This window comes from Jonquetella anthropi DSM 22815 (assembly GCF_000237805.1).
GTDB lineage: Bacteria > Synergistota > Synergistia > Synergistales > Dethiosulfovibrionaceae > Jonquetella > Jonquetella anthropi.
Map to the genome: position 1 here is coordinate 177,762 of NZ_CM001376.1, position 24,563 is coordinate 202,324.

Sequence of the window (24,563 nt, forward strand, 5' to 3'; positions counted from 1 at the left end):
GGCACATAACCTCACCTACTTCTTCTAAGATGTATTAATTATACAACAAGCAATTTATAAAGTCAATCAAAGCCACCAAGCAATATGCTCTATTGCTATCAATACTATGATATGTGTAATCATATCCAAAGCAGAAAGATGAACGGTAAAATGTAGTAGGGTGAAAAATATGAAGCAGAACAAAGTGAAGTATGATTTTAAGGCTTTCGGGCAAGCCATAAAAGAAGCAAGAAAGGCAAAGGGCATATCGCGCAACCAGTTAGCGGACAGGCTGAACATTGCGCCGCGCTATATTGCGTCCATTGAGAACAGCGGACAGCACCCAAGCCTACAAATCTTTTATGAGCTTGTCACCTTTTTAGATGTGTCGGTAGACCAGTTCTTTTTTCCAAACGAGGAAACGGACAAATCTACGCAACGGCGGCAGCTCGACAGTCTGCTTGCTGATATGAGTAACCGGGATTTAACGATTATGACGGCAACTGCAAAGGGAATACAGGAAGCGAACAGCAAGGAAACGGGGGAATAAAATCCTCCGTTTTTTGTCTGTGCTGCTATTGAAAACGTCGCAAATAGCGGCGTTTTTCTTTTTTTCGGGGAATGTTTGGCAAATCCACATTTTAGGTGTGGAAGTATGCGAAAAGAAGAATAGCAAGCATAGGAAAGGGGTACCCTTTCCGTAAAAAATCTCTATTTCCCGCAGTTCCTGCGATAGAGATTTTGCTTGTACCCTCGCAGACTAAAGCCTGCTGGGGCAGACCCTTGGGAAGTGTCCCAAACCCTCTATGAAAACAGAAAGGAAATTCACCTATGAATAACAGAAAAAGAAATATGCAGATTAAGTTTCGTGTTACGGAAGAAGAACGCAGCTTAATTGAAGAAAAAATGAAACAGGTGCCTACAAACAATATGGAAGCATACCTTCGGAAAATAGCGATAGACGGATATATCATTCAGGTCGATCACAGCGATATAGAATAAGATTATTTAAGAGACTTCTTGAAAAAAATATGGCATATGCTATAATAAAATAAAAAAATAATGGCATATGCTATATTAAGAAAGAGGTATGATAATGACATTTTCAGAGTTTGTTATTTTTGTGCGAAAGAACCTTGATTTAAGCCAAGAGCAGCTTGCTAGTGCAATAAATGTAAGTTATTCGACTATTAACCGCTGGGAGAACTGTCATGTTACACCAAGCAATCTAGCAGTGAAAAGTTTTTTTGATTTTTGTGAGAATAATTTCATCGATATTCCGGATGGGTTATTATAGAATCGCTTGCCATTTATCGTTGAAAATTTAGGAGGTAAAAAATTATGGCAAGAGCAGATTTGATATGTGAGTTAATAAAATATGGTTTAATAAATGACTATACAAACTTTAGGAAAGCTACTGAGGCGTTATGCGCCGAAGAACGTTCAAAGCAGCATACAGTACTTGCAGCAAAAATTGATGAATTATTAAAAAAATCAAAAAAAGATACCGCGAAAGATAAATTGTTTTCACCAACGACTATCCGTGGTGGAACAAATGAACAAAATCTTTTCTTGGAAAAGATTCCTAAAAAAAGACTAGATCATTTGATTCTTCCAAATCATATTAAATTAACCTGTCAAGATTTAATAACAGAACAAAACCGTTCCGATTTACTGCAGTCATACGGCATAGAACCACGAAATAAAATTCTTTTAATTGGTCCTCCCGGAAACGGAAAAACTTCATTGGCAGAAGCAATATCCGAAGCATTGATGATACCGCTTCTTACAGTTAGGTATGAAAATATTATAGGTTCCTATCTCGGTGAAACCGCATCTCGATTATCAAGACTATTTGATTATGTGAGAACCAGAGAGTGTGTTTTGTTTTTTGATGAGTTTGAAACACTAGGGAAAGAACGTGGGGACACGCATGAAACTGGTGAAATTAAACGTGTAGTAAGCTCTTTATTGATGCAAATTGATGCACTTCCAAGTTATGTCATTGTTATTGCTGCTACAAATCATGATACTTTACTTGATAAAGCAGCATGGCGTAGGTTTCAAGTCCGGCTAGAAATACCAAAACCAACCCGAAATAATTTGGAGGAATACTATCATTTTTTTGAAAAAGAAAAAGATTTTAAGTTCGGTTTGCAGCCCAGCACACTTGCGAAAAAAACATTAGGCATAAGCTATGCAGAAGCGGAGGAATTTGCATTATCAGTTTATAGACAGTATATTTTAAGTCTGCCGAATGATAATGTGAAGGAAATTACCGAGAAGGCCATTCGTAGTTGGCAGTCTCAGGTAATTATTGCAAATAAAAATAAAGGAGGATTGGAAATATGCCAGACAGACCTTTAATATTATTTCCGTCTCCAGAAAGAGCAGATCGTGAACACAAACCTCCCGTATTTACAAGGACAGTAAGTCCGTCTTTTGGAAAGCAGTTCACTCGGCTACAACCATCTTTTACTTTACTAAAAACTGCTTTTGAACAGAAGGCATTAAAAATTCAGCAATCTCCCACTGGGATTAACCCTGAATTTGCTTTGGTTTTTGAAATAATTGGAACTGTTGATAGTTTCTATACGGCAGTGAAAAATACAGATGGTCTTGAATGGATATTTGACAGCGAGACTGAACCATTTGATCCGGATGATGATTTTTACCAAGTAGACAGTAAATCTGGTGAAAAGATTGAAAATTCACTAAACGGGAAACTATATTGTGTAATGTCTAATCAACAGGCGATGTCGCAATTATTATCATTGTGGCAAAGATATCAAAATGGAGAAACAGATGTATTCAAACGGGGGTTTGCAGGACTCCGTGATGTTTTTACCCAAATAAAAGACTTAAGGAAGTGGGACGCAAGAGATAGAATTGAAGAAACACACGCTTTAGAATATTGGCGTGAATCGCTGGAATTTGATGGGGATTCTCCCGTTCCGTTTGAAATCGAACTGTTCTTTAGAAGTGATGCGGCAAAAAGAAGTAATTCTGCTGAAACGATTCACAGCGAAATTCAATTGTTAGAAGGACATGTAATTCAGGAATGTATAATAGATGAAATATTTTACCATGGTATGTTAGTTGAACTACCAAGAACTTCTATTGAGAGATTAGTTAATCAATATGAAGAAATTGAATTATCGCAAGTTGACGATATCATGTTCTTCCGTCCTGTTTGTCAATCTGCATTTGTTTCTACAACGGACTCAGAAGTATACACTTCTACTGAAGAAGCATCATTACCGACAGGTGATGCTGTGGTTGCCGTTTTTGACGGTATGCCAATGCAAAATCACCGTCTGCTTCGTGGACGAGTTATCATTGATGATCCTGATGACTATGCTACGGGATATGAAAGCAAATATCGTGTTCATGGTACTTCGATGGTCTCCCTTGCAATTTATGGTGATATTAAAAGGAATGACGCTCCTATTAGTAGTCCCGTATATGTGAGACCTATTTTACGACCGAAACAAAGCGGCTTCGATAAGATTACAGAAGGTGTTCCGGATGACAGTATGTTTATTGATGTTCTTCACCGAGCTGTAAAGAGAATGATGGAGGGAGAGGGTCAAGAGAGCGCAACGGCCCCCAATACTAAAGTAATTAATTTGTCTATTGGAGACCCTGTGCGACAGTTGGCTGTCACAATGAGCCCGACTGCGCGACTGCTCGATTTTCTTGCCTATAAATATAAGATTTTGTTTATCATAAGTGCCGGCAACCACCCAGAGATTGTAAACTTTATAGATAAACCGTTCGACGAACTAAAATCTCTTGACATAACACAGAGAAGTAACATTTTTGCTGAGATCATAAAAGATAATCAACGCAATCTTAAAATATTGGCACCCGCAGAAAGTTTGAATGGACTTACAATCGGTGCTTTGTATGATGATTTCACTAATGTAAATGAAACCGATCGTTTTATTTGGGCCGTTGACAGGGGACTACCATCCCCTATATCTGCAATTGGAAAAGGGTATCGTTCTATCATTACTCCGGACTTGTTTTATTATGGTGGTAGAGAATTTGTCAGAGGAAGATTTGATGGTAAAATCAATTGGGTAGAATCTTCGCGTGAGCCAGGATGCTTATCTGCTGCTCCATATGGAACGGGCGCCACAGATGGATGTGCTTTTTCTTTTGGAACTAGCGATGCTGCCGCACAAATAACACATGAAGCAGCAAAATGCCATGATGTACTTAATCAGATATTTCTTGACGAAACAGGTACCAAGATGCCAGCAGATTCTACGGCAATCCTTTTGAAGGCTATGCTCACACATGGTGCATCATGGGAATCTATTGCTGATAAAATTGCTTCATCAATGGAAACTTCCCCAAAAAAATTAAGTAAATGGCTTGGAAACGGTATTCCTAATATAAGTCGTGTTATAGAGTGCACTAAAGAACGCATAACTCTTATTGGACTTGGAGCATTAAAGAAAGATGAAGGGGATATCTTTAGACTCCCGCTTCCTGTAGACTTTTCGTCTCGCCTAATGAAACGGAAGCTAACTGTTACCTTAGCTTATCTTTCTCCTGTTGTACCAAATAAGCAAACATATCGAGGTGCACAACTATGGTTTAATATTGATGATGGTGGAAAGGGTCTTGTTCCAGAGAGGCAAAATACAGAATGGCAGGCAGTTCGTAAGGGGTCATTACAACATGAGATTTTTACTGGAGAAAACCCAATCGTCTGGAATGATGATGATCTTATTATAAAAGTAAATTGTAGAGAGGAAGCAATTAAACTTAAAAAAGATGAAATACCATATTGTATATTTGTAAGTTTTGAAGTGGCAGAGGGGTTTGATGTGGATTTATATGCTGATGTTTCAATAAGAATTCGCCATCATGTCCAGATTTCAAGCAACTAAAAAGTTTTGTCTTTTTCTGTTCCAAAAACTGCCATACTAATACTCCTTTTATTTTTATTTGTTACGCAGTAAAAAGGCGATTTTGAAAGAAAAGGTATATTACCCTTACTTTCTCAAAATCGCCCTTTGAAAGCCTTATATTTCAAGCCCTTGCTTACTTCTACCTCGTAACATGGACATGAAAAAAGCGGTATTCCTATGTTTCCTTTAACAGAAACGAAAGATCACCGCTTTTATGATTTCCTATTTAATTTTGCACTTTCTTTATACCTTGTGTTATCTGTGGTAAAACGTTTCTATCTGCAAGAGTTTTTACAGCACATCAAGGCTCTTCCCTCAAAAGTAGTAAATTGGTAGTAAATTCAACTTGTACTCTTGCAAATATCCTTGTATTTCAAGGGGTTTGAGGGTTAGTTATTAAATTTAATATAAATCCCATACAAGCAATCACAGTTCCAGCTAAAATATCTGTTTGAATTAAGCGCCCCACGCCATTAAATGGTCCTATCATTTGGGCTGTTTTAGGACAAACAATTAGCGACGAGAGGGCCGATAGCTTTAACGTCGTTGTTTGGTCATCTCTAGGAGCAATATCTTTTATATGCAATTTTTGATGTAGAGCTTTTCTAAAAAAATCATGACAATCTAATTGAGTTTCTATACCGGTTAAATGCAAAAAGTTTCTAGGGTGAAAAACAGCATTAATACAATAATTGGAAGAGCAAAAAAGGACCTTTCTATAACAAAGTTGCTTATCATACTCCTGCGCTAAATCAAAAATCTTCGTAAGCAAAAGGGCCTTATCTTGGTTCATAATGTCTCCTTCTCAGTAAAAAGGGACACGGTTTAAACCGTGTCCCTTAACGACTGATTTTAGAGCTGTCCGCCAGCTTTCGGGCTCAGTGATGTCGTCCCGAGACTTATTCGGCTCATAAAGCACCGAATCCTTTCGGATTTTAGAGCTGTCCGCCAGCTTTCGGGCTCAGTGATGTCGTCCCGAGACTTATTCGGCTCATAAAGCACCGAATCCTTTCGGATTTTAGGTGTCAGCCGCACCTGTTGCTGATTCAAGTATAGCAAACGCCGATGAAATGTAATAAGAAAAAAATACCTATTTTAATCTTAATGGCATTATTTAAAAACTCTATTTAATAACATTATTTATAGCGTCAGTATCACGTAATATTAAGCGCTAGTATTTTTTACCATCCATACATGACCCTGTGTAGACGCGCATTTGGGGCTCTTTCTTTCCAGCCTGGGGCTGGCTGCTTTCGACCTGAGTCTGCTTGTTTTCAGCTTTTGGGGCATTGATCCGCATGGCCAAGTTTGCTGTGACGGCAATCAATAGGACGGCTAAAATGGCAATGATGATCTTCAGTTTCTTTTCCTTGTCCATGCCTCTCACTCCTTAGAGCACAATAGAATTGTGTAATAAACTAAGGTTATTTGCACAATCTAATTTTGTTTAAAAATATCACAAAGCAAGATAAAAAACAACTAAATCTTTAAAAAAATTATTTTTTTGCTGTTGTATTGGCTCGGCAACGATAAATATAGTTGTAGACTGTTCGGCATGAAATTTTGTACTTAGCTGCAAGGACAGAGACAAGTTCGCCGCTGTGGTAGTCTTTGACGAGCTTTTTTTGAGCTTCGCTAGACAAAAGCCGTCTTCGACCAAAGATGACGCCGTGTGCCCGTGCCGCTCGTAAACCTTCAAGGGTACGCTCACGGATGACATTTCTTTCAAACTCAGCCATAACGGCAAAAACGTGCAAAATAAGCCGGCCAGCGCCCTTGGAGCGTGGATTTTTGCGGTTGGTCTCCGCGGCGGGCTGCCGCCGTGGTTCGCTGTGGGGCTGGCTTTGGCCGCCGGCGTGGGGGCGGGCTGGCTGAACGGCATCTTGGTGGCGTATCTCCGAATGCCTGGCATGATCGCGACGATCGGGACTCAGTTCGCCTGGCGTGGATTTTTGCTTCTGGCGTCCGATGGGTTGGCTCTTCCTTTGGCCTCGTTTTCCAGAACGGCGCCTTTTCAGGTCTTTGCCGGGCGAATTGGCTCGTGGATGCTGCCGGCGCAGGCACTGTGGGCTCTTGTGATCGCCGGAGGGTGCGCTGTGGCGCTGAACCGGACGCCTTTCGGCGAGGCGGCTCTTTTTGTGGGAGATAACCGGGGCGCGGCGGAGATGATGGGGATTAAACCTCGGCGGGTCATTATGAAGGGCTATCTGCTGATGGGCTTCCTAGCGGCTCTGGCCGGGCTGATCTCAACCGCCGAGCTGGCGAACTGGTGGCCAACTCAGGGCGACGGCTACATGCTTCTGGCCTTTGCGGCGGTTTTTGTCGGCGGGACGTCGGCCCAGGGCGGCGAGGGGACGGTTTACGGTACGGCCGTCGGGTCTTTGATCATCGGTATTATCGAGGGCGGGATCGTGGCAGCCGGTTTGACCGGGTTCTGGACGCGGTTGATTCACGGCTTGGTGATTATCACGTCGGTCTGTCTGTACTCGCTTTTATCCCGCCGGCGATAGGCTCGGCCGGCCGCTTTAAGTCGACTTTTTTATTTTATCGTGCTACGATAAGTCCATATTTTGTGAAAGGGGTAGAGCACGATGAAAAAGAAAAGTTCTCTGACGGCCCGCGTGATGGTTGGGCTCGTTGCGGGCATTTTGATTGGTCTGGCTGTGAACCGTATGGATCCCGGCTTTCTGCGGGATCAGCTGTTGGTCGGCGGCCTGTTCAATTTTATGGGGCAAATTTTCCTGCGGCTGATTATGATGTTGGTTCCGCCGCTGGTCGCTGTGAGCATTGCGAACGGCGTCGCGGGAATGAACGATATCGGCAAGCTGGGGCGGGTCGGCGCCAGAACGCTCGTCTACTACGCCCTGACGACTTTGGTGAGCTGTATGATCGGTCTGGCCTTAGGGCTCTTCTTTAAGCCCGGCGCGGGGCTTGATTTGGCGTCTCTGCAGGCGTCGGCGCCTCAGGTGGCGGCGAATACTTCGGCGGCTCGGAACGTGTGGGACACGCTGCTGCAGCTGGTGCCCACGAATCCGTTCAACGCGCTGTCGACGGGCAATATGCTTCAGATCATCGTCTTCTCGCTGTTTATCGGCGTCGGCATCGCCGTTTTGGGAGAGAAAACGCGCCGGCTGGCCGGGGCTTTGAACGAGCTGAACGACGTGCTGATGCACCTGATCGGGGTCGTGATGGAACTGGCGCCGTACGGCGTTTTCGGTTTCATGGCCCGTACGATGGGCAGTCTGGGCTTTAATGCTTTGCTGCCGTTGGCCCGCTATGTGGGAGTGTTCTACTTGGGGTTGGCTCTGTGGGGAGTTTTCGTCGCCGGCGGGCTGTTGGCGAGCCATGGGCTGAGCCCATTCACGTATCTCCGAAAGTTCGGCAAGGTGATGGCTCTGTCGTTCTCGACGGCGTCAAGTAACGCCACCTTGCCGCTGAACATGGCTGTGACGACCGAACAGCTTGGCGCGTCGGGCCGGATTGCCGCGTTCACTCTGCCGTTGGGGGCGACGGTGAACATGAACGGCACGGCGCTGATGCAGGGCGTGGCGGCGCTGTTTGTCGCTCAGATTTACGGCGTGACGCTTCTGCCGTCTCAGCTGTTTTTTGTGGTGCTGACGGCCACGCTGTCGGCAGTCGGAACGGCCGGTGTCCCCGGTGCCGGAACCGTGATGCTCAGCATGGTTCTGGCAAGCGTCGGCTTGCCGCTTGAGGGCGTTGGGCTCGTCTTTGCCGTTGACCGCATTATCGACATGGGACGCACGACGGCCAACATTACCGGCGACAGCATCTGCACGCTGCTGATCTGCAAGGCGGAAGGCGAGTTCAACAAGGAAGTGTTCCTGAGCGCTGAAAAGCCGCTGGAGTAACTTTTCGGCGGAAGAAATTTGTTCGGTACGGGCGCGTACGGTGAGGGCGGCATCTGTTTGAGGGAACAGTTGTCCTTGAGCGGGAGGGTAGTGTCAAAGACGGAGGTTCTCTCATGCGGTTGAAGTTATCCTTTCTGTCTGCCGTCGCGTTGGCGATGGCTGCGTCGCCGTCGTTTGCCGGCGGGGCTGTGGAGACGCGGGACGACGATGTCATTGCGGTGACGGATAGCGGGGCCCCGGCTGTCATGGCTGTTGGGTCGGAAATTCACCTGCCGAATCTGAAAAAAGTGACTACGTCGGGCGAGTCGAGCACCGCGCTGATGGCGTTGCGTGGCGGAAGCATCGTCACCGCCGGGCCGAAGGTCGAGACGACAGGGCCGGCGTCCTTTGCGGTGAACGCTGCCGGCGGGGAGATTACGTTCACCGACCGCGCGGAAGTTCACACGTCCGGCTTCCTCGGCATGGGCGTGTGGGCGATGAACGGCGGCGGGATTTCGTTTCAGAAGGGCGTTTCCGTGACGACCGAGGCGGAACTTGGCGGCGGCGTCGCGGCCCGGGGTGGTTCCATTGAGGTGGAAGGCCCGTTTTCTGTGCTGACGAAAGGCCCGGCGGCGATGGCGATTCATGCGGCGCAGGGCGGCTCGGTAAGCGTTTCGGGTCCGGCGGACGTGACGGTCGAGTCGGAGTACAGCACGGCAGTCGACGCGTTCAGCGGTTCGATCACGCTGGATCGCGTGACGCGGCTGAACGGAAACGTCCGTTGCGAGACGTCTGCTGATATGACCGACTCGCCGGGCCGAGTGAACTTGACGTTTGCTCCCGGCAGTCGGTGGGAGGGCGGCGCGTTGGTCTGCGACCGACTGATCGACCCGGACGGCGACGGCAAGCCGACCGATATTCCCGACACGGTCAGCCAGCTGAACGTCACCTTGGCCGGGACGTGGCGGCCCAAGGACGTCCAGATTTATGACTACAATCATGACACGGGGGAGTACGACCCGATCGGTTCGCCTTACGGCAGCCGGGTCTCCACGCTGGCGCTTCGCGGGGGAACGGTCGACCTGACGGGAGAGAGCGGGCGTACCGTCACGGCCCAGCGGCTTGAGGGGAACGGCAAGTTCCTGATGGCTGCTGACCTGCAGGCCGGGACTTCCTCGCAGATTATCGTTACTCAGGCGGCCAGCGGCCGCTTTGCGTTGGACGTGACCGACAAGAGCCGCGCGGCGACGTACAAGCCCACGGCTCTGGTGACCGGGGTGCAGAGCCGCTCTTTTGTGCTGGACGCCTTTCACGGCAGGCGGTCGATGTATCAGGACGACCTCGTTTTCGGGTCGGAACTGGGCCTGCCGGAGGGAATGTATCTGGTTCGCCGCGACGGATTAAACGGCAATCCCCCGCGCCGTCTCTATGAGGGACTTGAAGAGACTGCGGCCGGGCTGGCGTCGGGCCTGTGGCTTGACGATCCTCTCATCGGCGAGCCGGGCGCCGACGCGTCGGTTTGGCGCGGCCGGGGAACGGTGGAAAGCGACGACGGCCTCGTCTGCCACGACTTCGACGAGGACGGCTGGAACACCTTCTGGGGAAAAGAAGCGGCGGGTAACGCCGCTTGGGGGCTCGCTCTGTCGGGCGTCAAAAGGGATTTTGACAGCGTCTCATCTCGGTCTTTTGCCGCCGGCCTGTGGGGCAGCGTCCACCTGGGCGGCGTGAAACTGTCGGCAGCCGTGAGCCGCGAGAGGATCAAGACGTCCGGCGGTCAGCTGGAAGGGGCGATGATCCGCCGCGGCTGGGCCGGAAAACTGCAGGTCGAAAAGGCCTTCCAGATCAGCGGCTTTGAGATAACGCCATGGGCCTCGGTCACGTCCCGGCGCGTCGGCTCCGCTCAAGGTCGGTTGGACGGCGACGCGCTGAGCGTCGACGCCACGACCGTCTGGCGCGGCGAGACCGGGGTTCGTGCCGCCCGAAGCTGGGCCAACGGGACCGGCTCACTCTGGCTGGCCGTCGGCCGGAACTTTCAGGGCGACGAGACCCTGTCCTGGGTCGGCTCTCGGCTGTCCGAGAGCTACGAAGGGAACTATTGGCGCGCCGGCGGGAGCGTGAAGGTCAACCTGTCGCCGTGGAGCCGGCTGGAGCTGTGGGGACAGCGATGGGGCGGCGACGGCGCGGCCCGGCGCTGGAACGCCGGCCTGCAGGTCAAGTTCTTGTTCTGATGGGGAAAACGGCGCCTGCCGAAAAGGCGGGCGCCGTTGTTTATTTGACCGGGTATAATATGAATGCTTTGCGAGGCCATCATCGGCTCCTTTGTCGGCCATCGGCGGGGAGCAAAAGGGGAAGGTGAGACGATGAAAGGCAACAGTCTGCCGGAGTTTACTCGGGAAGAGCGGCGCGACGACGTGATGAGCGCCGTCACGCACGGGATTGGTTTTTTGATGGCCGGGGCGTTTCTCGGCCTGACGCTGTGGAAGTCCATTGCGGATCTCAGCGCCCGTCGAATCGTGGCGTTTTCGATTTACGGGGCGTGCCTGCTGTTTACATATCTCAGCTCGACGCTGTATCACAGCTTTCGTCAGGGACGGACGAAGAACTTCTTTCGGCTGATGGACCACTCGTCGATTTTCCTTTGCATCGCCGGGGCCTACACGCCGATTATTCTGGTGCCGTACCACGGCGCGCTGATGGTCTCCCTGCTGTCGGTCATATGGAGTCTGGCGCTCGTTGGTATTCTGTTGAAGGCGGTCAGCTTCTGTTGGGGCGGGCTGAACAGGACCGAGATCATTTCCGTGACGCTGTATTTGGTCATGGGGTGGATGTCCTTGGCCTTGGCGCCGTCACTCGTCATGCGGGTGGGCTGGGGCTTCCTGCTGTTTATCTTGGGCGGAGGGCTGGCGTACAGCGCCGGCGTGTATTTCTACGCCAAGGAGAGCATGAGGTACAACCACACGGTTTGGCACCTGTTCATCCTGCTGGCGTCATCGCTTCAGTTCACCGGCTTCTTCGTTTACCTCACGTAAGGTCTTAGGCGGCGCCTTTGGGCGCCGCTTTTTCGTTCGGCCGGCTGCTGTGCTACAATCGAAAAAAGACGAACTCTACAGGTGGGAAGGTTATGACTCAAAACGTTACCGATGTAATCCGCAGCCGGTACGGAAAGCTGACGAAAAAACAGCGGCTCACCGCCGACATCATGCTGGCCGACCCGGAGTCCATGGCGTTCATGACTCTGAGGGATCTGGCGGCGGCCGCAGGCGTCAGCGAGATGACCGTGCTTCACACGTGCGCGGCGCTGGGGTTTGAGAACTACAACCAGCTGAAGTACGAGTTCCGCCGGTATTTGACCCTCAAGGCGAAGGTGGACATACAGGAGCAGTGCGGCTACCCGAACATGGAGGTCCCGTCGTACGAGCTGAGCGAGCCGGCCAAGCTGATGGCCCAGATCTGCGACGAGGAAGCCCAAGTGTCGCGAGGCTTTTTCGAGAGCGTCGGCCCGGTGTCCCTGCTCCATGCCGCCGAGATGATCGTCGAATCGCGGGTTACCCTCATGGCTGCCCGGGGCGTGTCGATGCAGGTCGCCGATTTCCTGTCCATGCGGCTGGCAATTATGGGCTTGCCGGCGGTGGTGATGAATACGGAACAGAACGACAGCCTGCACGCCGCCCTGCCGTTGCTTGGCAAGGGCGTCGCCCTGATTGCCATATCCATGCCCGACTATTACATTATGACCACCAAGGTCTGCGAGTTCGCCCGCCGTCAGGGCGCGTCGATTCTCGGCTTGACCGATCACCTGAAGGCGCCGATAGCCCAGTACTGTGACCTCTTGCTGACCGCTCCGACGGCGACCCGGCTGTTCATCAACACCATCGGCCCGATGCTCTCGTTGGCCAACCTGCTGAGCGCGGCGGTGAACATCCTCAAAAGCCGTCACGCCGGCAAGAAGTTTGACGCGCCGGTTCAGTTTTCCAAGCTGTTTTCCGGGGACGCGGAATAGGGCCGAGCGGGAGGCACCGGCGGAGGAAAGCTGGTGGGCGCCGCAGAACGTTGACAGTTTATTTAGGCTAACTTATAATTTAACGGTGAACTCCAGCGGAGGACTGGTGGCTCCAGCGGCCTTCAGGCAGCAGGAGCCATTTTTGTACTTGAACGGTGAAGAGGGGCGAGACGGGTGGAACAGGGAGAAACGCTTCTGCAGCGCCAGTATCGGCAGTACCTTGCCAGAAAGGTGTCGTTCATCGTCCTGCTGGCCGTCGGGCTGGCTGTTATCGCGGTCGTTTCGCTCAACATCGGCTCGTCGGGCATGACGGTCCGGGAGAGCCTGAATGCCCTGCTGAACTTCGGCCCGCCGGTGGAAAAGCACGCCCGAATCGTGTTTGACATCCGTATGCCGCGGATTATCGGCGGCTTCTTCGTCGGGGTGAGCATCGCCTTGTCGGGGCTGATCATCCAGTCGGTGCTCAATAACCCGTTGGCTTCGCCGTCAACGCTTGGGATATCGTCCGCGTCGGCCTTCGGGGCGAACGTGGCGATCATCGTCTTTGCCCGGCTGGGACTGGAAACGAGCTCGCTCGTCACGAGCGGCGTGTCGTTCCTGTCGGCCATCTGCTGCATGGTCTTTGTGCTGGCCCTTTCGAGCCTCAAGCGTTCCGATCGGACGACGGTTCTCCTGGGCGGCGTGGCGGTCAACGCGCTGTTCGGCGCCATGATTGTGGTCGTCCAGTTCTTGGCCGACGACACCGAGCTGGCCTCGGCCGTGTCGTGGACCTTCGGCGATTTAGGGCGGATCAATTACTCGGAAATCCGAATCATCATGACAGTCACGCTCCTGTCGGTTCTGGCCGTGCACCGTCTCAGGTGGCAGTTCAACGCCATGGACATGGGCGAGCGGACCGCCCACTCGCTGGGGGTCAACACAAAGGCGATTCGGAACCTGTCAATCGCCTTGGCGGCTCTGAATACCGGGGTGAGCGTCGCCTTTGCGGGCATTATCGGCTTCGTGGGGATCCTCGCGCCGGCGATGGTCAAGCGGGTCATCGGCGAGGACAAACGGTTCATGATCCCCGCGTCCCTGCTGACCGGGGCGCTGATCGTGCTGGCCGGCGACGCGGTCGCCCGGACGGCCGTGTCGCCGCTGGTCCTTCCAGTCGGCGCGGTGACGTCGCTTCTCGGCGCGCCGGTTTTCGTGTACCTGCTGATGACGGAGCGCTGAGATGAGCCTCGTCAAAACCGAAAACCTGTCGTTCAAGTACGACCGGTACATTCTGCGGGATATCGGCTTTGAAGTGGAGCGGGGCACGTTCATTTCAATTCTGGGAATTAACGGCGCCGGCAAGTCGACGCTGCTGAAAAACCTGAATAAAACGCTCCGTCCGTCCGCCGGAGCCGTCTACGTGAACGGCCAAAGCTTGGAGCGGACGGGCCGCCGCGAGCTGGCCCGAATGATGGCCTGCGTGAGCCAGCAGAACGAGCCGATCCGAAGCACCGTCTTTGACCTGATCCTGACCGGCCGCGTGCCCTACATGAACGGCCGGGCCCTGCCGCAGGACTACCGCAAGGTCGAAGAGATCATCGGCCGGCTTCATTTGGAGGACTTTGCGCTCCGGGACGCGGGAAAGCTCAGCGGCGGGGAGTTTCAGAAAGTCGTCTTGGCCCGGGCCCTCGCCCAGGAGCCGGAGATTATCCTGCTGGACGAGCCAACCAGCAGCTTGGACATCAAAAACCAAGTGGAAGTCATGCGCCTGTTGAAGGAGTACTGCGCGGAAAAGGGCATCGCGGCGCTGCTCAGCATTCACGACGTCAACTTGGCTCTGCAGTTTTCGGACAAGTTCCTCCTGCTGAAAGAGGGGCGAATCTTCGCCTACGGCGGCGAGGAAGTGATCACTCAGGAGGCCATCCAGCAGGTCTATCATCTGGATGTAACCGTAGAGCGTTTCGGCAGTCGAAAAATTATCATTTTGAACTGAGGAGGATGTCCTGTGAAAAAAACAGCTCTGTTTTTCGCCGCCTCGGCCCTGTTGGCCGCCCTTTGTGTCTCGTCGTACGCTGACGAGCCCTACACCGTGACGGACGTTACGGGTCGGCAGGTGACCTTTCAGTCCGTGCCGAAGAAGGCCCTGTCTCTGGGACACGGGGTGCTGCAGCTTTTCGTCTACGTCTGCGGCCCGGACCGGCTGGCAGGAATTGAAAAGGCGGCCGCCGGCGGGCACTCGCTCACCGGTCAGACCGTTCTCCTCGCGTTCCCCGAACTGCGGAACCTGCCGGTTGTGGGCAAGGGCGGCCCGAAGTTCGCGCCCGACTACGAGCAGATGGCCTATCAGGCGCCGGATGTCATTTTTATGGCCTATGGAAACACAAAAGACGAGCTTGACGAGTTCCAGAAAAAGGTGAACGTGCCGGTCGTCGGGCTGGCTTTGGTCAAGGGCGCGTCGATCTTCAGCGAGGACGCGAACCGGTCTTTTGAGATCATCGGCGAGACGATGGGAGAGAGCCGCCGTGCGGCCGAGATCGTTGACTTCATCAAGACAGCACGGGCCGACTTGACCGGGCGGGTCGCGTCCGTTCCCAAAGACGGACAGCGGGTCTACTTGGGCGGGTGCAGCTTCCGGGGCGAGCAGGGGATTTTGTCCACAAAGTCTCACGCCGACCTGCTGACCACCGTTCGGGCGAACAACGTCATGGACAGCCTGACGGATCAGGCGAGCGTGATGATCGACCGGGAAAAGCTGCTGGACCTTGATCCGGACTTTATCATCGTCGACCTGAGCGGCAGAAATACGATCCGCGAGGACATGAAGTCCGACCCGGATTTTTACAAGTCGCTGAAGGCGTTCCAGACAAAGAACACCTTCGCGATTCTGCCTTACTTCACCTACGGCATGAACTATGACACGGCGATTCTCGACCTGTACGCCATCGGGAAGGCGGTTCACCCGGAAGTTTTTCAGGACGTGGACTTGGAGAAGAAGGCGGGGGAAATTTACAACGTCTTCGTGGGAAAGAACGTCTATGCCGACCTGCTGAAAACCTACCCGGAGAGCTTCCAGCCGGTGACGGTTCATGAATAGCCTGTCTGCCCTGCGGGATCTGTGCGTCGGCCAGCTGACAAAGCCCGCGCAGGACATGGTTCAGTCCAACGAGATGTGGAACCGGCGGGCCAAAGAGTTTCGGCTGGGAACGGCGGGGGCTTCTGAAGGCTGCCTCGCTTTTCTGTCGTCTCACGCCGAGCTGAAAGGCCGGACCGTTCTCGACGTGGGCTGCGGCTCCGGGCGGTACCTGAAACAGCTGCTGGACGCCGGGGCGCTGGCCGAAGGGTTGGAGCCTTCGACCGAGATGGTCAAAGAGGCGAAAGACTTTACCGCCCGCCCCAACGGCGCGCCGGTCGTCATTCACAACGCGGCGTTTCAGGACTTTGAGTCGGCGGAAGGGTACGACTACCTGTTCATCGCTCACAGCCCGGTCATCTCCTACTACGAGAACTACCCCAAGATCCTTCGGCTTGCCCGTCGGGGGCTGTTCGTCGCCTCGTGGCTGAAGAACGAGGACCGCTTTTTAGAAGACGTGGCGAAAATGATTTCCCGGGAGCCTCATACCCACGGCGGGTACGACTCCCTGTTCCTGATGAACCTCCTGATGGCTGACGGCTACTTCCCGGATTTCCGAACCGATGTGGTTCACCGGTCCGGCCGGACGTCTCCTGAGACGCTGTACCTGCGGTACACGAGCTGGCTCTTCGGCCAAAGTTTTACCGAGCAGGACCTCAAGATTGTCAAGGCCGCGGTCGACTCGTTCGCGGACGGGGACGGCACCGTTCCCGTCGCTCGGACGCAGGTTCAGTCAATGATGTACTGTGACCTCATCAGATCATAAAGCTTGACGACGAAACGCCCTCCACACGAAGGAGGGCGTTTCTCGTTTTTGAGGAAATCAATTGATCGTTCGGCTCTTTGCACGGCCGGATAAAGGGCGTCAATCGGCTGACTATCTGCTGTCTGGCTGGAAGGCGCGTCGGCTTCTCTTTAATCCTGTACAGAGAAGACGCGAAAACCGACGGGAAAACGGTCCGCAAAATTCTAAGAAGTGCTTTATTATTTTGACACGAACTTAAGAGAACGATATAATTTCGGCGTAGGGGCACCTCAAGGACTAAATAAGGAGTGTGAGCGTACGTGTCTATGACTCGCGGTTTGGCTTCAACTCTGGGGATCCTTGTTTTGGCGGCTGGCGCGGCTTTTGCGGCTCCGGCGCCTGCGGGCGTGAAAATGGACGAGAACATGTACCTGAACTTAAACTTAGGAGCTGACCCGACGACGCTTGACGTGAGCCGTCGGTCTGACGCGTACAGCTCAAATATTGAGATGGACTGCATGGAAGGGCTCGTTCGGCTGATCGACGAGAACGGCCAATACAAGATGCAGCCGATGGAGGCTTCAAGCTGGGACGTGAGCGAAGACGGCAAGGTCTACACGTTCCACCTCCGCGACGGCCTCAAGTGGTGCGACGGCGAGCCTGTGACAGCCGAGCAGTACGTGTACGGCATCCGCCGTAGCGCGGATCCCAAAGTGGGCTGCCCGAACTCGTTCTTCCTTGAGCCGCTGGCTAACTACGGCCCGGTGAGCCGCGGCGAGATGCCGGTAGAGAAGCTGGGCGTCTCGGCGCCGGACAGCAAGACGGTTGTGTTCACCCTGTCGGAGCCCACGCCGATTTTCCTCAACATGATCAACCAGACGGTGTATTACCCTCAGCGCGAGGACAAGGTGAAGGAGTGGGGCGACAAGTTCGGCACCGAGGCGAAGTACTGGATCAGCAACGGCGCGTTCAAGGTGACCGAGTGGGTTCACAACAACAAGCTGGTGACGGTCAAAAACGAGAACTACTTTGACGCCAAGAACGTTCACCTTCAGCGCGTGACTTGGCTGATCAGCGGCGACGCGGCAGCGACGTACAACCAGTTCTTGGCCGGTCAGATCGACGGGTTCAACGCCAGCAAGAAGGAGCAGGTTCAGGAGCTCGAGAACCGGAACGACCTGCAGTACAACAAGATCGTCAGCAACACGGTCGCTTTTGCCATGTTCAACACCCGCGACAAGATCTTCAAGAACGCGAAGATTCGTCGGGCGTTCTCCCTGACCTTTGACCGGGAGATGATGAACGACATGGTCTACGGCGGGCTTCGCGCCCCGGCGAACGGCTGGGTTCTGGACGCTTCCGCCATCGGGACGGAAAACTTCCGCGCCCACAGCGGCAAGTTGTTTGACGAGCAGTACGCCGAGCTGGAGAAAGAGGGCAAGACGCCGAGAGACCTGCTACTGGAAGGCATGAAGGAAGAGGGCCTGGGCGACGATCCGGCGGCTCTGAAGGTCGTGTTCTCGCTGGGCGGCACTGACGCATTCATGCGCAACATGGGCGACTTCTTCCAGCAGGTCTGCGCCGAGACGCTTGGCGTTCGGCTTGAAATCGACTTCAAAGAGTGGGGCGTTTTCTCCAGCAACTTGGAAAAGCACAACTATCAGATCGGCTTCATGGCGTGGGGCGCGTACTACAGCGATCCGTACGATCTGCTGAGCATCTTGGTGAGCGACAGCGACATGATTCGGACCGGCTGGAAGAACGAGAAGTTTGACAGCCTGATGAAGGCCGCGGCTCACGAGATGGACGACGCCAAGCGCCTTGACGAGCTGGTTCAGGCCGAGCACATCGCCGTCGTGGACGACTGCGTCGTGGCGCCGGTCGTCCAGTCAGTCGTGCATAACTTTATCCCCAAGTTCGTGAAGAACGTCTCCGTTTTGGGATTCAACTCGGAAGGGAATCTGTACACTTATACCGACGGCCGGAAGTAGCTGCCGTTTTTTCGGCCCCGCGGAAACCGCGGGGCCTTTTTCATGGCAGTTCTCGTGCTCAGGGAGAGGGGCTTTATGGCGAAATACGTTCTGAAACGACTGGGGTACATGTTTTTTACGCTGTTCGTGGTGGTTACCACCACGTTTTTTCTCATGAGGGCCATTCCCGGCGATCCGCTGAGTAGCATGGCGCGCAATCTGCCGGAACAGACGAAGGCCAACTTTTACGCCCGCTATGGGCTGGACAAGCCGCTCGTCGAGCAGTACGGCATTTACATGAAGAACCTGTTGCGGGGAGATTTGGGCGAAAGCGTCGTCTTCCCCGGCCGTTCTGTGGCTCAGACGATTGCCCAAACGTCTCCGGTCAGCGCGGCCGTCGGCGGCTTGGCTTTGGTCATCGGCCTCGTCGTCGGCGTGGCGCTGGGCGTCCTAGCGGCGCTTTTTAAAAACCGCTGGCCCGATTACGTTGTGATGTTCATCGCTATTTTGGGCATCACGATTCCGGTGTTCGTGCTTGGGTCGCTCTTTCAGTACGTATTCGCCGTCAAGCTGCACTGGCTTCCGGCCAGCGGCTGGGGGCTCAAGAAGAACTTCGTGCTGCCGGTGTTGGTGATGTGCTTCGGGACCATTGCGACCTACGCCCGCTACATCAAGTCGTCCATGCTGGACGTTTTGGGGCAGGACTACGTGCTGACGGCCCGGGCGAAAGGGCTCAGCGAGTTTCAGGTGGTGACCCGGCACGTGATGAGAAACGCCATGCTGCCGTCCATTACGCTTTTGGCCAGCCAGATCGTCGGCATTTTCTGCGGCGCGTTCATCACCGAGACGATGTTTTCCATTCCCGGCATCGGGTTCTATTACGTGTCGTCGATCAACAACAACGACTATTGGATGACCATGGGCACGACGATTTTCTTCGCCGGTCTGTTCGTGGTTATGCAGCTGGCGGTCGATTTCGCCTACATGCTCGTGGATCCGCGGATCCGCCTGACGGACGACTAGGAGGCTCGCGATGGACGACGAACTTTTTCAGCCCCTCGGACCGGCGGATCAAACCCATCAGACGCTGGCGCGCCCTCGGGTGAGCTACGCTCAGGACGCGTGGCGCCGGTTCAAACAGAACAAGCTGGCGTTGGCGGCACTGGTCGTGCTGTTGATTTTGTGCTTCCTCGTGATCTTTGGGCCCGCCCTGAGCGGGTACAAGTTCTCGGCGATCAGCCGGTCCCGCAACTTGGCGCCGAGCCTGCAGCACCTGTTCGGAACCGACCAGCTGGGCCGGGACACGTTCGCTCGGGTCTGGGTCGGCGGCCGGGTGTCGCTGATTATCGGGCTGGCCGGCGCCCTGATTTCCTCGGTCGTCGGGACGATTTACGGCGGCGTGTCGGGGTACTTCGGCGGCCGGGTCGACGACCTGATGATGCGGTTTCTGGAGATCTGCATTTCTATTCCTTATCTGGTCGTCGTGATCTTGCTGAGCGTGGTGCTGCAAAGCAAGGGGATCGGGACGCTGCTTTTAGCCATGACGATTACCGGCTGGTGCGGCGACGCCCGGCTCGTGCGCGGACAGGTGCTCCAGATCAAACGGCAGGAGTTCGTGCTGGCCGCTCAGGCCATGGGCGTTTCCAGCTGGAAGATCATCTGGCGTCACCTGCTGCCCAACGTGCTGAGCGTGGTGCTGGTCTCCATTTCGTTTGAAATTCCCGGCTACATTTTCGGCGAGGCGTTTTTGAGCTACGTCGGATTGGGCATTCAGCCGCCGAATACCAGTTGGGGCGCGCTGGCGGCTCTGGCTCAGACGAACTTCACCTTCTACCCGGAACAGCTGTTCTTCCCCGCGCTGATGATCGCTATCACCATGCTCTGCTTCACCATGCTGGGCGACGGACTGCGCGACGCGCTGGATCCGCGGCTTCGGAAGTAGGCGCGGCCATGACGGACAAAATGAATCAGCCACTTCTGCAGGTTCGAGACCTGCGGGTCAGTTTTCACACCTACGCCGGGGAAGTGCGGGCCGTGCGGGGCGTGTCGTTTGACCTGAACCGGGGCGAGACTTTGGCGTTTGTGGGCGAGTCGGGCTGCGGCAAAACGGTGACGGCTAAGGCCGTCATGCGGCTGCTGCCTAAGGGGTTCGCCCAAATTGAGCCGGGCAGCAAAGTGATTTACGACGGACAGGACGTCCTGGCGATGAACAAGCGCCAGCTCATGGCCTACCGGGGCGAGCAGGTGGGAATGATCTTTCAGGATCCGATGACCAGCCTGAACCCCACCATGACCTGTGGCAAGCAGATCATGGAAACACTGCTGCTTCACCGCAATTTGTCCAAGCGTCAGGCGTACGGCGAGGCGCTGGAAATGCTTCGGAAGGTGAAGATTCCAGACCCGGAGTCGCGGATGAAAAACTACCCGCATCAGATGTCCGGCGGTATGCGGCAGCGGGTGATGATCGCCATCGCCTTGGCCTGCAGCCCGTCGGTGCTCTTGGCCGACGAGCCGACGACGGCGCTCGACGTGACGATTCAGGCCCAAATTCTTGACCTGCTTCAGGAGCTTCAGCAGCAGATGGGAACGGCGATTGTGATGGTGACCCACGACTTGGGAGTGGTGGTCAACTTCGCCCACCGGGTGCAGGTCATGTACGCCGGTCAGGTGATCGAGCGCGGCACGGTGGACGATATTTTCCACAACCCCCAGCACCCGTACACGCAGGCTCTGCTCCAGTCGGTGCCACGCCCGTCGGAGGGCAGCAAGCGGGAACTGTACGCGCTGGGCGGCACGCCGCCTGACCTGATTTTGCCGCTGAACCATTGTCCCTTCGCGGCCCGGTGCAAGTACCGCATGAGCATTTGCGAACAGTCCCACCCGGACGAGACCGTCCTGAGCCCAACGCACCGCGCGAACTGCTGGCTGATGGACCCGCGCGCCCCCCGGGTCTTTGACGGTCAGGGGAGGTGTGCCGGATGACGCCCTTGGTGAGCGTAAAGAACCTCTGCACGTGGTTTCCCGCCGGTAAAGGGCGGACCGTCAAGGCCGTGGACAACGTGACCTTTGACATCCGAGAGGGCGAGACCCTCGGGTTGGTGGGCGAGTCGGGCTGCGGCAAAACGACCTGCGGCCGAACCGTCCTGCGGCTCTATCACCCCACGAGCGGAACCGTGACGTTTGACGGCGTCGACGTGGCGTCTTTGAGCGGCAAAAAGCTTTTGGCGTTCAAGAAGGACGCCCAGATGATTTTTCAGGATCCGTATTCGTCGCTGGATCCTCGAATGACCATCGCCGAGCTGATCCGCGAGGGAATGGACGTCCATTACCGCCTGACCGGGCCGGATCGGATCCGGCGCGTTAACGACCTGCTCCAAAAGGTCGGGCTGCCTCAGGATTTCGCCAACCGGTTCCCTCACGAGCTGAGCGGCGGCCAGCGCCAGCGCGTCGGCATCGCCCGCGCCTTGGCGCTTGAGCCTCGGTTCATCGTTTGCGACGAGCCGATTTCCGCGCTGGACGTGTCCATTCAGGCTCAGATCGTCAACCTGCTGATCAAGCTCCAGCGGGAAGAGAAGCTCACCTACCTGTTTATCAGCCACGACCTGTCGATGGTCCGCCATATCAGCGACCGGGTGGGCATTATGTATCTTGGAAAACTGGTCGAGCTCGGTCCCTGCGACCGGGTCTTTGAGGAAGCCCTTCACCCCTACACGAAGGCGCTCATCTCGGCTATTCCGTTGGCCGAGCCGGGAAGCGGCGGCGAGCGGGTCAAGCTGGAAGGCGAAGTCCCCAGCCCGATCAACCCGCCGTCAGGCTGCGCGTTCCGCACTCGGTGCCGGTTTGCCAAGCCGCGGTGCGCCGAGGTAATGCCTCAGCTGGAGCCGGCGCCGGGGAACCGGACGGTCGCCTGTCACTTCTGGAGGAAAATCAACGGGCTGGAGAATTGGAAAGGTGATGAAAAGCGTGACTGAGAAAAACGAAAACGGGACTGACAAGACGAGGAACGTCGCGCCAACCGACGGGAAGCCGACGCCGGAAATCGTAAAAGACACGGTGACGACCCGCGGCGACGAGGAGATTAACGATATCCTTTTGGCCCACCTGCCTAAAAAATTCACCTGGGTCGCGTACGCGGTCAATCAGGGCGGAAATCTTCTCGCGTCCGGCGCGGTGAGCGGCAAATCGAACCAGCCGGCCAGCCTGATCGGCACCAACAACGTGGCGTCGGTTTCCAAAATTTTCTGCGCCGTCAGCGTCATGAAGCTCGTCGAAAAGGGGCTCGTCAGCCTCGACGAGCCGGTTGTGCGCTACCTGCCGGCGTTTCACACCCTCGACAAGCGGAGCGACCATATCACCCTGCGCCACTGCCTGAACCACTCCAGCGGCCTGCCAGGGACGATGTGGCGCGGTTTTGCCGTGAGCCGCTGGACGCCAGGCTATTACGACGACGTCCTCGACTACTTCAGTCGCTGCACTCTCAAGGCCGACCCTGGCGCGTACAGCGTGTACTGCAACGACGGCTTCACGTTGGCTGAAATGGTTGTCGCCGCCGTCACTGGGGAGGATTACGGGACGTGGTGCATAGAAAACATCACCGGTCTGCTCGGCATGGAAAGCACCCGGCTGAGCAGCTGCGAGAACGCCAGTTACCCGGTCATCGCCGAGGGCGACCACCCGGCCGAGCGAATGCAGATCGGCGGGGCTGCCGGGTTTACCACCACTATGGAAGACCTGTGCCGGTTCGGCCGAATCTTTTTGGCCGACTCCCCAGTCCTGAGCCGATCGTCCGTCGCTGAAATGGCAAAGCGCCAAGGCCGGACCTTCTGCCGGTCCGACTGTGAAAGCGAGCTGTACGGCCTGGGCTGGGATAACGTGTCGCTGAAGCACCCTGACTTTGACTGGGGCGAAGGCGTCTGCGCCAAAGGCGGCAACAGCTTCCAGTACACCACCGCGTTTTGGGTCTGCCCGCGCTATGACCTTGTCGTGGCGCTGAGCCACACTCACGACTGCGGTTTTCAGCCCGAGACGTTCTTCATCTCCATGCGCGCGGCTGAAAAGGCCCTGAGCCGTCAGGGAATCAACGTGACGCGCGGCGCCCAGCTGATGACCGAAGAGGACAAAAAGCTCTTCGCCGGCCCGTGGCTTGCTCCCAGCGAGACGCTTGGGATGTCCGGCGGCAGCGCGTGGGCTGACTTCTACTGCTGCGGCGAGGAGCGCAAAAACCGGGCGTTCACCGACTACAAATTCGACGGGGAAAAGCTCGTCACCCCGCTGAAGGACGAGACCCGATGGGTCGAGGAGAGCGACGGCCATCAGTTCCTATGCTTCAGCGACCGGGTCAGGCGCTTTCCCGAGCTCGAGCGGGCCGAAAGTCAGCCGCTCGAGCCGGCCGCGTGGGAAGCCCGCCTTGGGACCAAATGGATCGCCTGCGACTTGGACTCGTATGACTTAGTGATTCACGAAGTTCTCACAACCTTTACCGTCGACAAGCTGCCGGACTATCGAGGCGTGTACCTGCTTCGGTTCACCGGGCTGGACTCATCAGGCGTGTACGAGTCGTTCGACGCGCCAGTCCGAGCGCTGGACGACCGGCAGGGCGAAGGGTTCCTTCACACGCCGCGCAACGGCGGGCGGGACGCGCTTCATCCGCTGTTCGAGCCGTCGCCGGACCACCCGGGAGAGGAAATCTGCCACGTGGGCAGCTACGCCTATCGTTCGCTGGACCATCTGCCGGCCTTCGACGCCGAGACGTTCGTCTGGCCGTCCAAGCGGCGGGAAAACGGCGTCTACCGGCTCGATAAAAAATTGGAAGCCCTGCCGGCCCTCGAGGACGGCCACCGGATTTTGGTCCTCGACGACCAGCGGCGAGTGGCCTACGACAGCCTGTACCCCAAGTCGGAGTACAAGCCGATCGAAAACGGCTATCTGATTTTCGTCTAGTTTCTGCCCCGGACGCCTCCGCGTCCGGGGCTTTTTCGTGCGTTCCCCCC

The 24,563-nt window shown here is 54.8% G+C and carries 23 protein-coding genes; 20 read left to right on the plus strand and 3 right to left on the minus strand.

Annotated features, from left to right (window positions below; translation table 11 throughout):
• Positions 1-169 precede the first annotated feature (169 nt).
• The 5 genes from JONANDRAFT_RS00840 (at position 170) to JONANDRAFT_RS07945 (ending at position 4,883) form a co-directional block, all read left to right on the plus strand.
• On the plus strand, positions 170-529 hold the full coding sequence (locus tag JONANDRAFT_RS00840; RefSeq protein ID WP_008522388.1) for a helix-turn-helix transcriptional regulator: 360 nt from the start codon (positions 170-172) through the stop codon (positions 527-529).
• Positions 530-831: 302 nt separating this feature from the next.
• The gene (locus JONANDRAFT_RS08255; RefSeq protein ID WP_459166174.1) at positions 832-981 is read left to right on the plus strand and encodes a plasmid mobilization protein; all 150 of its coding nucleotides are present in this window, start codon (positions 832-834) and stop codon (positions 979-981) included.
• A 94-nt stretch (positions 982-1,075) separates the two neighbouring features.
• Positions 1,076-1,276 (plus strand): helix-turn-helix transcriptional regulator, encoded by a 201-nt coding sequence (locus JONANDRAFT_RS07935; protein ID WP_008522391.1) that lies wholly within the window; start codon positions 1,076-1,078, stop codon positions 1,274-1,276.
• A gap of 44 nt (positions 1,277-1,320) precedes the next feature.
• On the plus strand, positions 1,321-2,346 hold the full coding sequence (locus JONANDRAFT_RS07940; RefSeq protein WP_008522394.1) for an AAA family ATPase: 1,026 nt from the start codon (positions 1,321-1,323) through the stop codon (positions 2,344-2,346).
• Positions 2,328-4,883, plus strand: coding sequence for a S8 family peptidase (locus JONANDRAFT_RS07945; protein WP_008522396.1), 2,556 nt, complete (start codon positions 2,328-2,330; stop codon positions 4,881-4,883). Before JONANDRAFT_RS07940 ends, JONANDRAFT_RS07945 begins: the two co-directional genes overlap by 19 nt.
• Positions 4,884-5,277: 394 nt before the next feature.
• Here the strand turns inward: JONANDRAFT_RS07945 and JONANDRAFT_RS08140 are convergent, their stop codons facing one another.
• The 3 genes from JONANDRAFT_RS08140 to JONANDRAFT_RS08220 all read right to left on the minus strand — a co-directional run bounded on the left by JONANDRAFT_RS08140 (position 5,278) and on the right by JONANDRAFT_RS08220 (position 6,643).
• Complete coding sequence (locus JONANDRAFT_RS08140) at positions 5,278-5,697, minus strand: PBECR4 domain-containing protein (protein WP_155801278.1); 420 nt, start codon at positions 5,695-5,697, stop codon at positions 5,278-5,280.
• A 378-nt stretch (positions 5,698-6,075) separates the two neighbouring features.
• Complete coding sequence (locus JONANDRAFT_RS00860) at positions 6,076-6,282, minus strand: hypothetical protein (protein WP_008522399.1); 207 nt, start codon at positions 6,280-6,282, stop codon at positions 6,076-6,078.
• 118 nt (positions 6,283-6,400) lie between these two features.
• The gene (locus JONANDRAFT_RS08220) at positions 6,401-6,643 is read right to left on the minus strand and encodes a hypothetical protein (RefSeq protein WP_172633444.1); all 243 of its coding nucleotides are present in this window, start codon (positions 6,641-6,643) and stop codon (positions 6,401-6,403) included.
• A 12-nt stretch (positions 6,644-6,655) separates the two neighbouring features.
• Between JONANDRAFT_RS08220 and JONANDRAFT_RS00865 the strand changes: the two genes are divergently transcribed.
• From JONANDRAFT_RS00865 to JONANDRAFT_RS00935, 15 genes are all read left to right on the plus strand, one after another.
• Positions 6,656-7,414: an ABC transporter permease gene (locus tag JONANDRAFT_RS00865; protein ID WP_008522401.1), complete on the plus strand. Its 759-nt coding sequence runs from the start codon at positions 6,656-6,658 to the stop codon at positions 7,412-7,414.
• 81 nt (positions 7,415-7,495) lie between these two features.
• Positions 7,496-8,773 (plus strand): dicarboxylate/amino acid:cation symporter, encoded by a 1,278-nt coding sequence (locus JONANDRAFT_RS00870; RefSeq protein WP_008522402.1) that lies wholly within the window; start codon positions 7,496-7,498, stop codon positions 8,771-8,773.
• A 113-nt stretch (positions 8,774-8,886) separates the two neighbouring features.
• Complete coding sequence (locus JONANDRAFT_RS00875; protein ID WP_008522064.1) at positions 8,887-10,980, plus strand: pertactin-like passenger domain-containing protein; 2,094 nt, start codon at positions 8,887-8,889, stop codon at positions 10,978-10,980.
• 63 nt (positions 10,981-11,043) lie between these two features.
• On the plus strand, positions 11,044-11,781 hold the full coding sequence (gene trhA, locus JONANDRAFT_RS00880) for a PAQR family membrane homeostasis protein TrhA (protein WP_008522065.1): 738 nt from the start codon (positions 11,044-11,046) through the stop codon (positions 11,779-11,781).
• 92 nt (positions 11,782-11,873) lie between these two features.
• The gene (locus JONANDRAFT_RS00885) at positions 11,874-12,752 is read left to right on the plus strand and encodes a MurR/RpiR family transcriptional regulator (RefSeq protein ID WP_008522067.1); all 879 of its coding nucleotides are present in this window, start codon (positions 11,874-11,876) and stop codon (positions 12,750-12,752) included.
• 174 nt (positions 12,753-12,926) lie between these two features.
• On the plus strand, positions 12,927-13,967 hold the full coding sequence (locus JONANDRAFT_RS00890) for a FecCD family ABC transporter permease (protein WP_008522404.1): 1,041 nt from the start codon (positions 12,927-12,929) through the stop codon (positions 13,965-13,967).
• A gap of 1 nt (position 13,968) precedes the next feature.
• Positions 13,969-14,721 (plus strand): ABC transporter ATP-binding protein, encoded by a 753-nt coding sequence (locus tag JONANDRAFT_RS00895; RefSeq protein WP_008522071.1) that lies wholly within the window; start codon positions 13,969-13,971, stop codon positions 14,719-14,721.
• A gap of 12 nt (positions 14,722-14,733) precedes the next feature.
• Positions 14,734-15,822 carry an ABC transporter substrate-binding protein gene (locus JONANDRAFT_RS00900; RefSeq protein WP_008522405.1) on the plus strand — a complete coding sequence of 363 codons (1,089 nt, stop codon included), beginning with the start codon at positions 14,734-14,736 and terminating at the stop codon, positions 15,820-15,822.
• On the plus strand, positions 15,815-16,624 hold the full coding sequence (locus JONANDRAFT_RS00905) for a class I SAM-dependent methyltransferase (protein ID WP_008522406.1): 810 nt from the start codon (positions 15,815-15,817) through the stop codon (positions 16,622-16,624). Before JONANDRAFT_RS00900 ends, JONANDRAFT_RS00905 begins: the two co-directional genes overlap by 8 nt.
• 305 nt (positions 16,625-16,929) lie before the next feature.
• Positions 16,930-18,594: a peptide ABC transporter substrate-binding protein gene (locus tag JONANDRAFT_RS00910; protein ID WP_008522075.1), complete on the plus strand. Its 1,665-nt coding sequence runs from the start codon at positions 16,930-16,932 to the stop codon at positions 18,592-18,594.
• Positions 18,595-18,669: 75 nt separating this feature from the next.
• Positions 18,670-19,596: an ABC transporter permease gene (locus JONANDRAFT_RS00915; protein ID WP_008522408.1), complete on the plus strand. Its 927-nt coding sequence runs from the start codon at positions 18,670-18,672 to the stop codon at positions 19,594-19,596.
• A 10-nt stretch (positions 19,597-19,606) separates the two neighbouring features.
• The gene (locus JONANDRAFT_RS00920; protein WP_008522077.1) at positions 19,607-20,515 is read left to right on the plus strand and encodes an ABC transporter permease; all 909 of its coding nucleotides are present in this window, start codon (positions 19,607-19,609) and stop codon (positions 20,513-20,515) included.
• Between the two features lie 8 nt (positions 20,516-20,523).
• The gene (locus tag JONANDRAFT_RS00925) at positions 20,524-21,555 is read left to right on the plus strand and encodes an ABC transporter ATP-binding protein (protein WP_008522409.1); all 1,032 of its coding nucleotides are present in this window, start codon (positions 20,524-20,526) and stop codon (positions 21,553-21,555) included.
• Positions 21,552-22,544, plus strand: coding sequence for an ABC transporter ATP-binding protein (locus tag JONANDRAFT_RS00930; RefSeq protein ID WP_008522079.1), 993 nt, complete (start codon positions 21,552-21,554; stop codon positions 22,542-22,544). The genes JONANDRAFT_RS00925 and JONANDRAFT_RS00930 overlap by 4 nt, the downstream gene beginning before the upstream one ends.
• Positions 22,528-24,513 carry a serine hydrolase domain-containing protein gene (locus JONANDRAFT_RS00935; RefSeq protein ID WP_035786660.1) on the plus strand — a complete coding sequence of 662 codons (1,986 nt, stop codon included), beginning with the start codon at positions 22,528-22,530 and terminating at the stop codon, positions 24,511-24,513. The genes JONANDRAFT_RS00930 and JONANDRAFT_RS00935 overlap by 17 nt, the downstream gene beginning before the upstream one ends.
• Positions 24,514-24,563 lie beyond the last annotated feature (50 nt).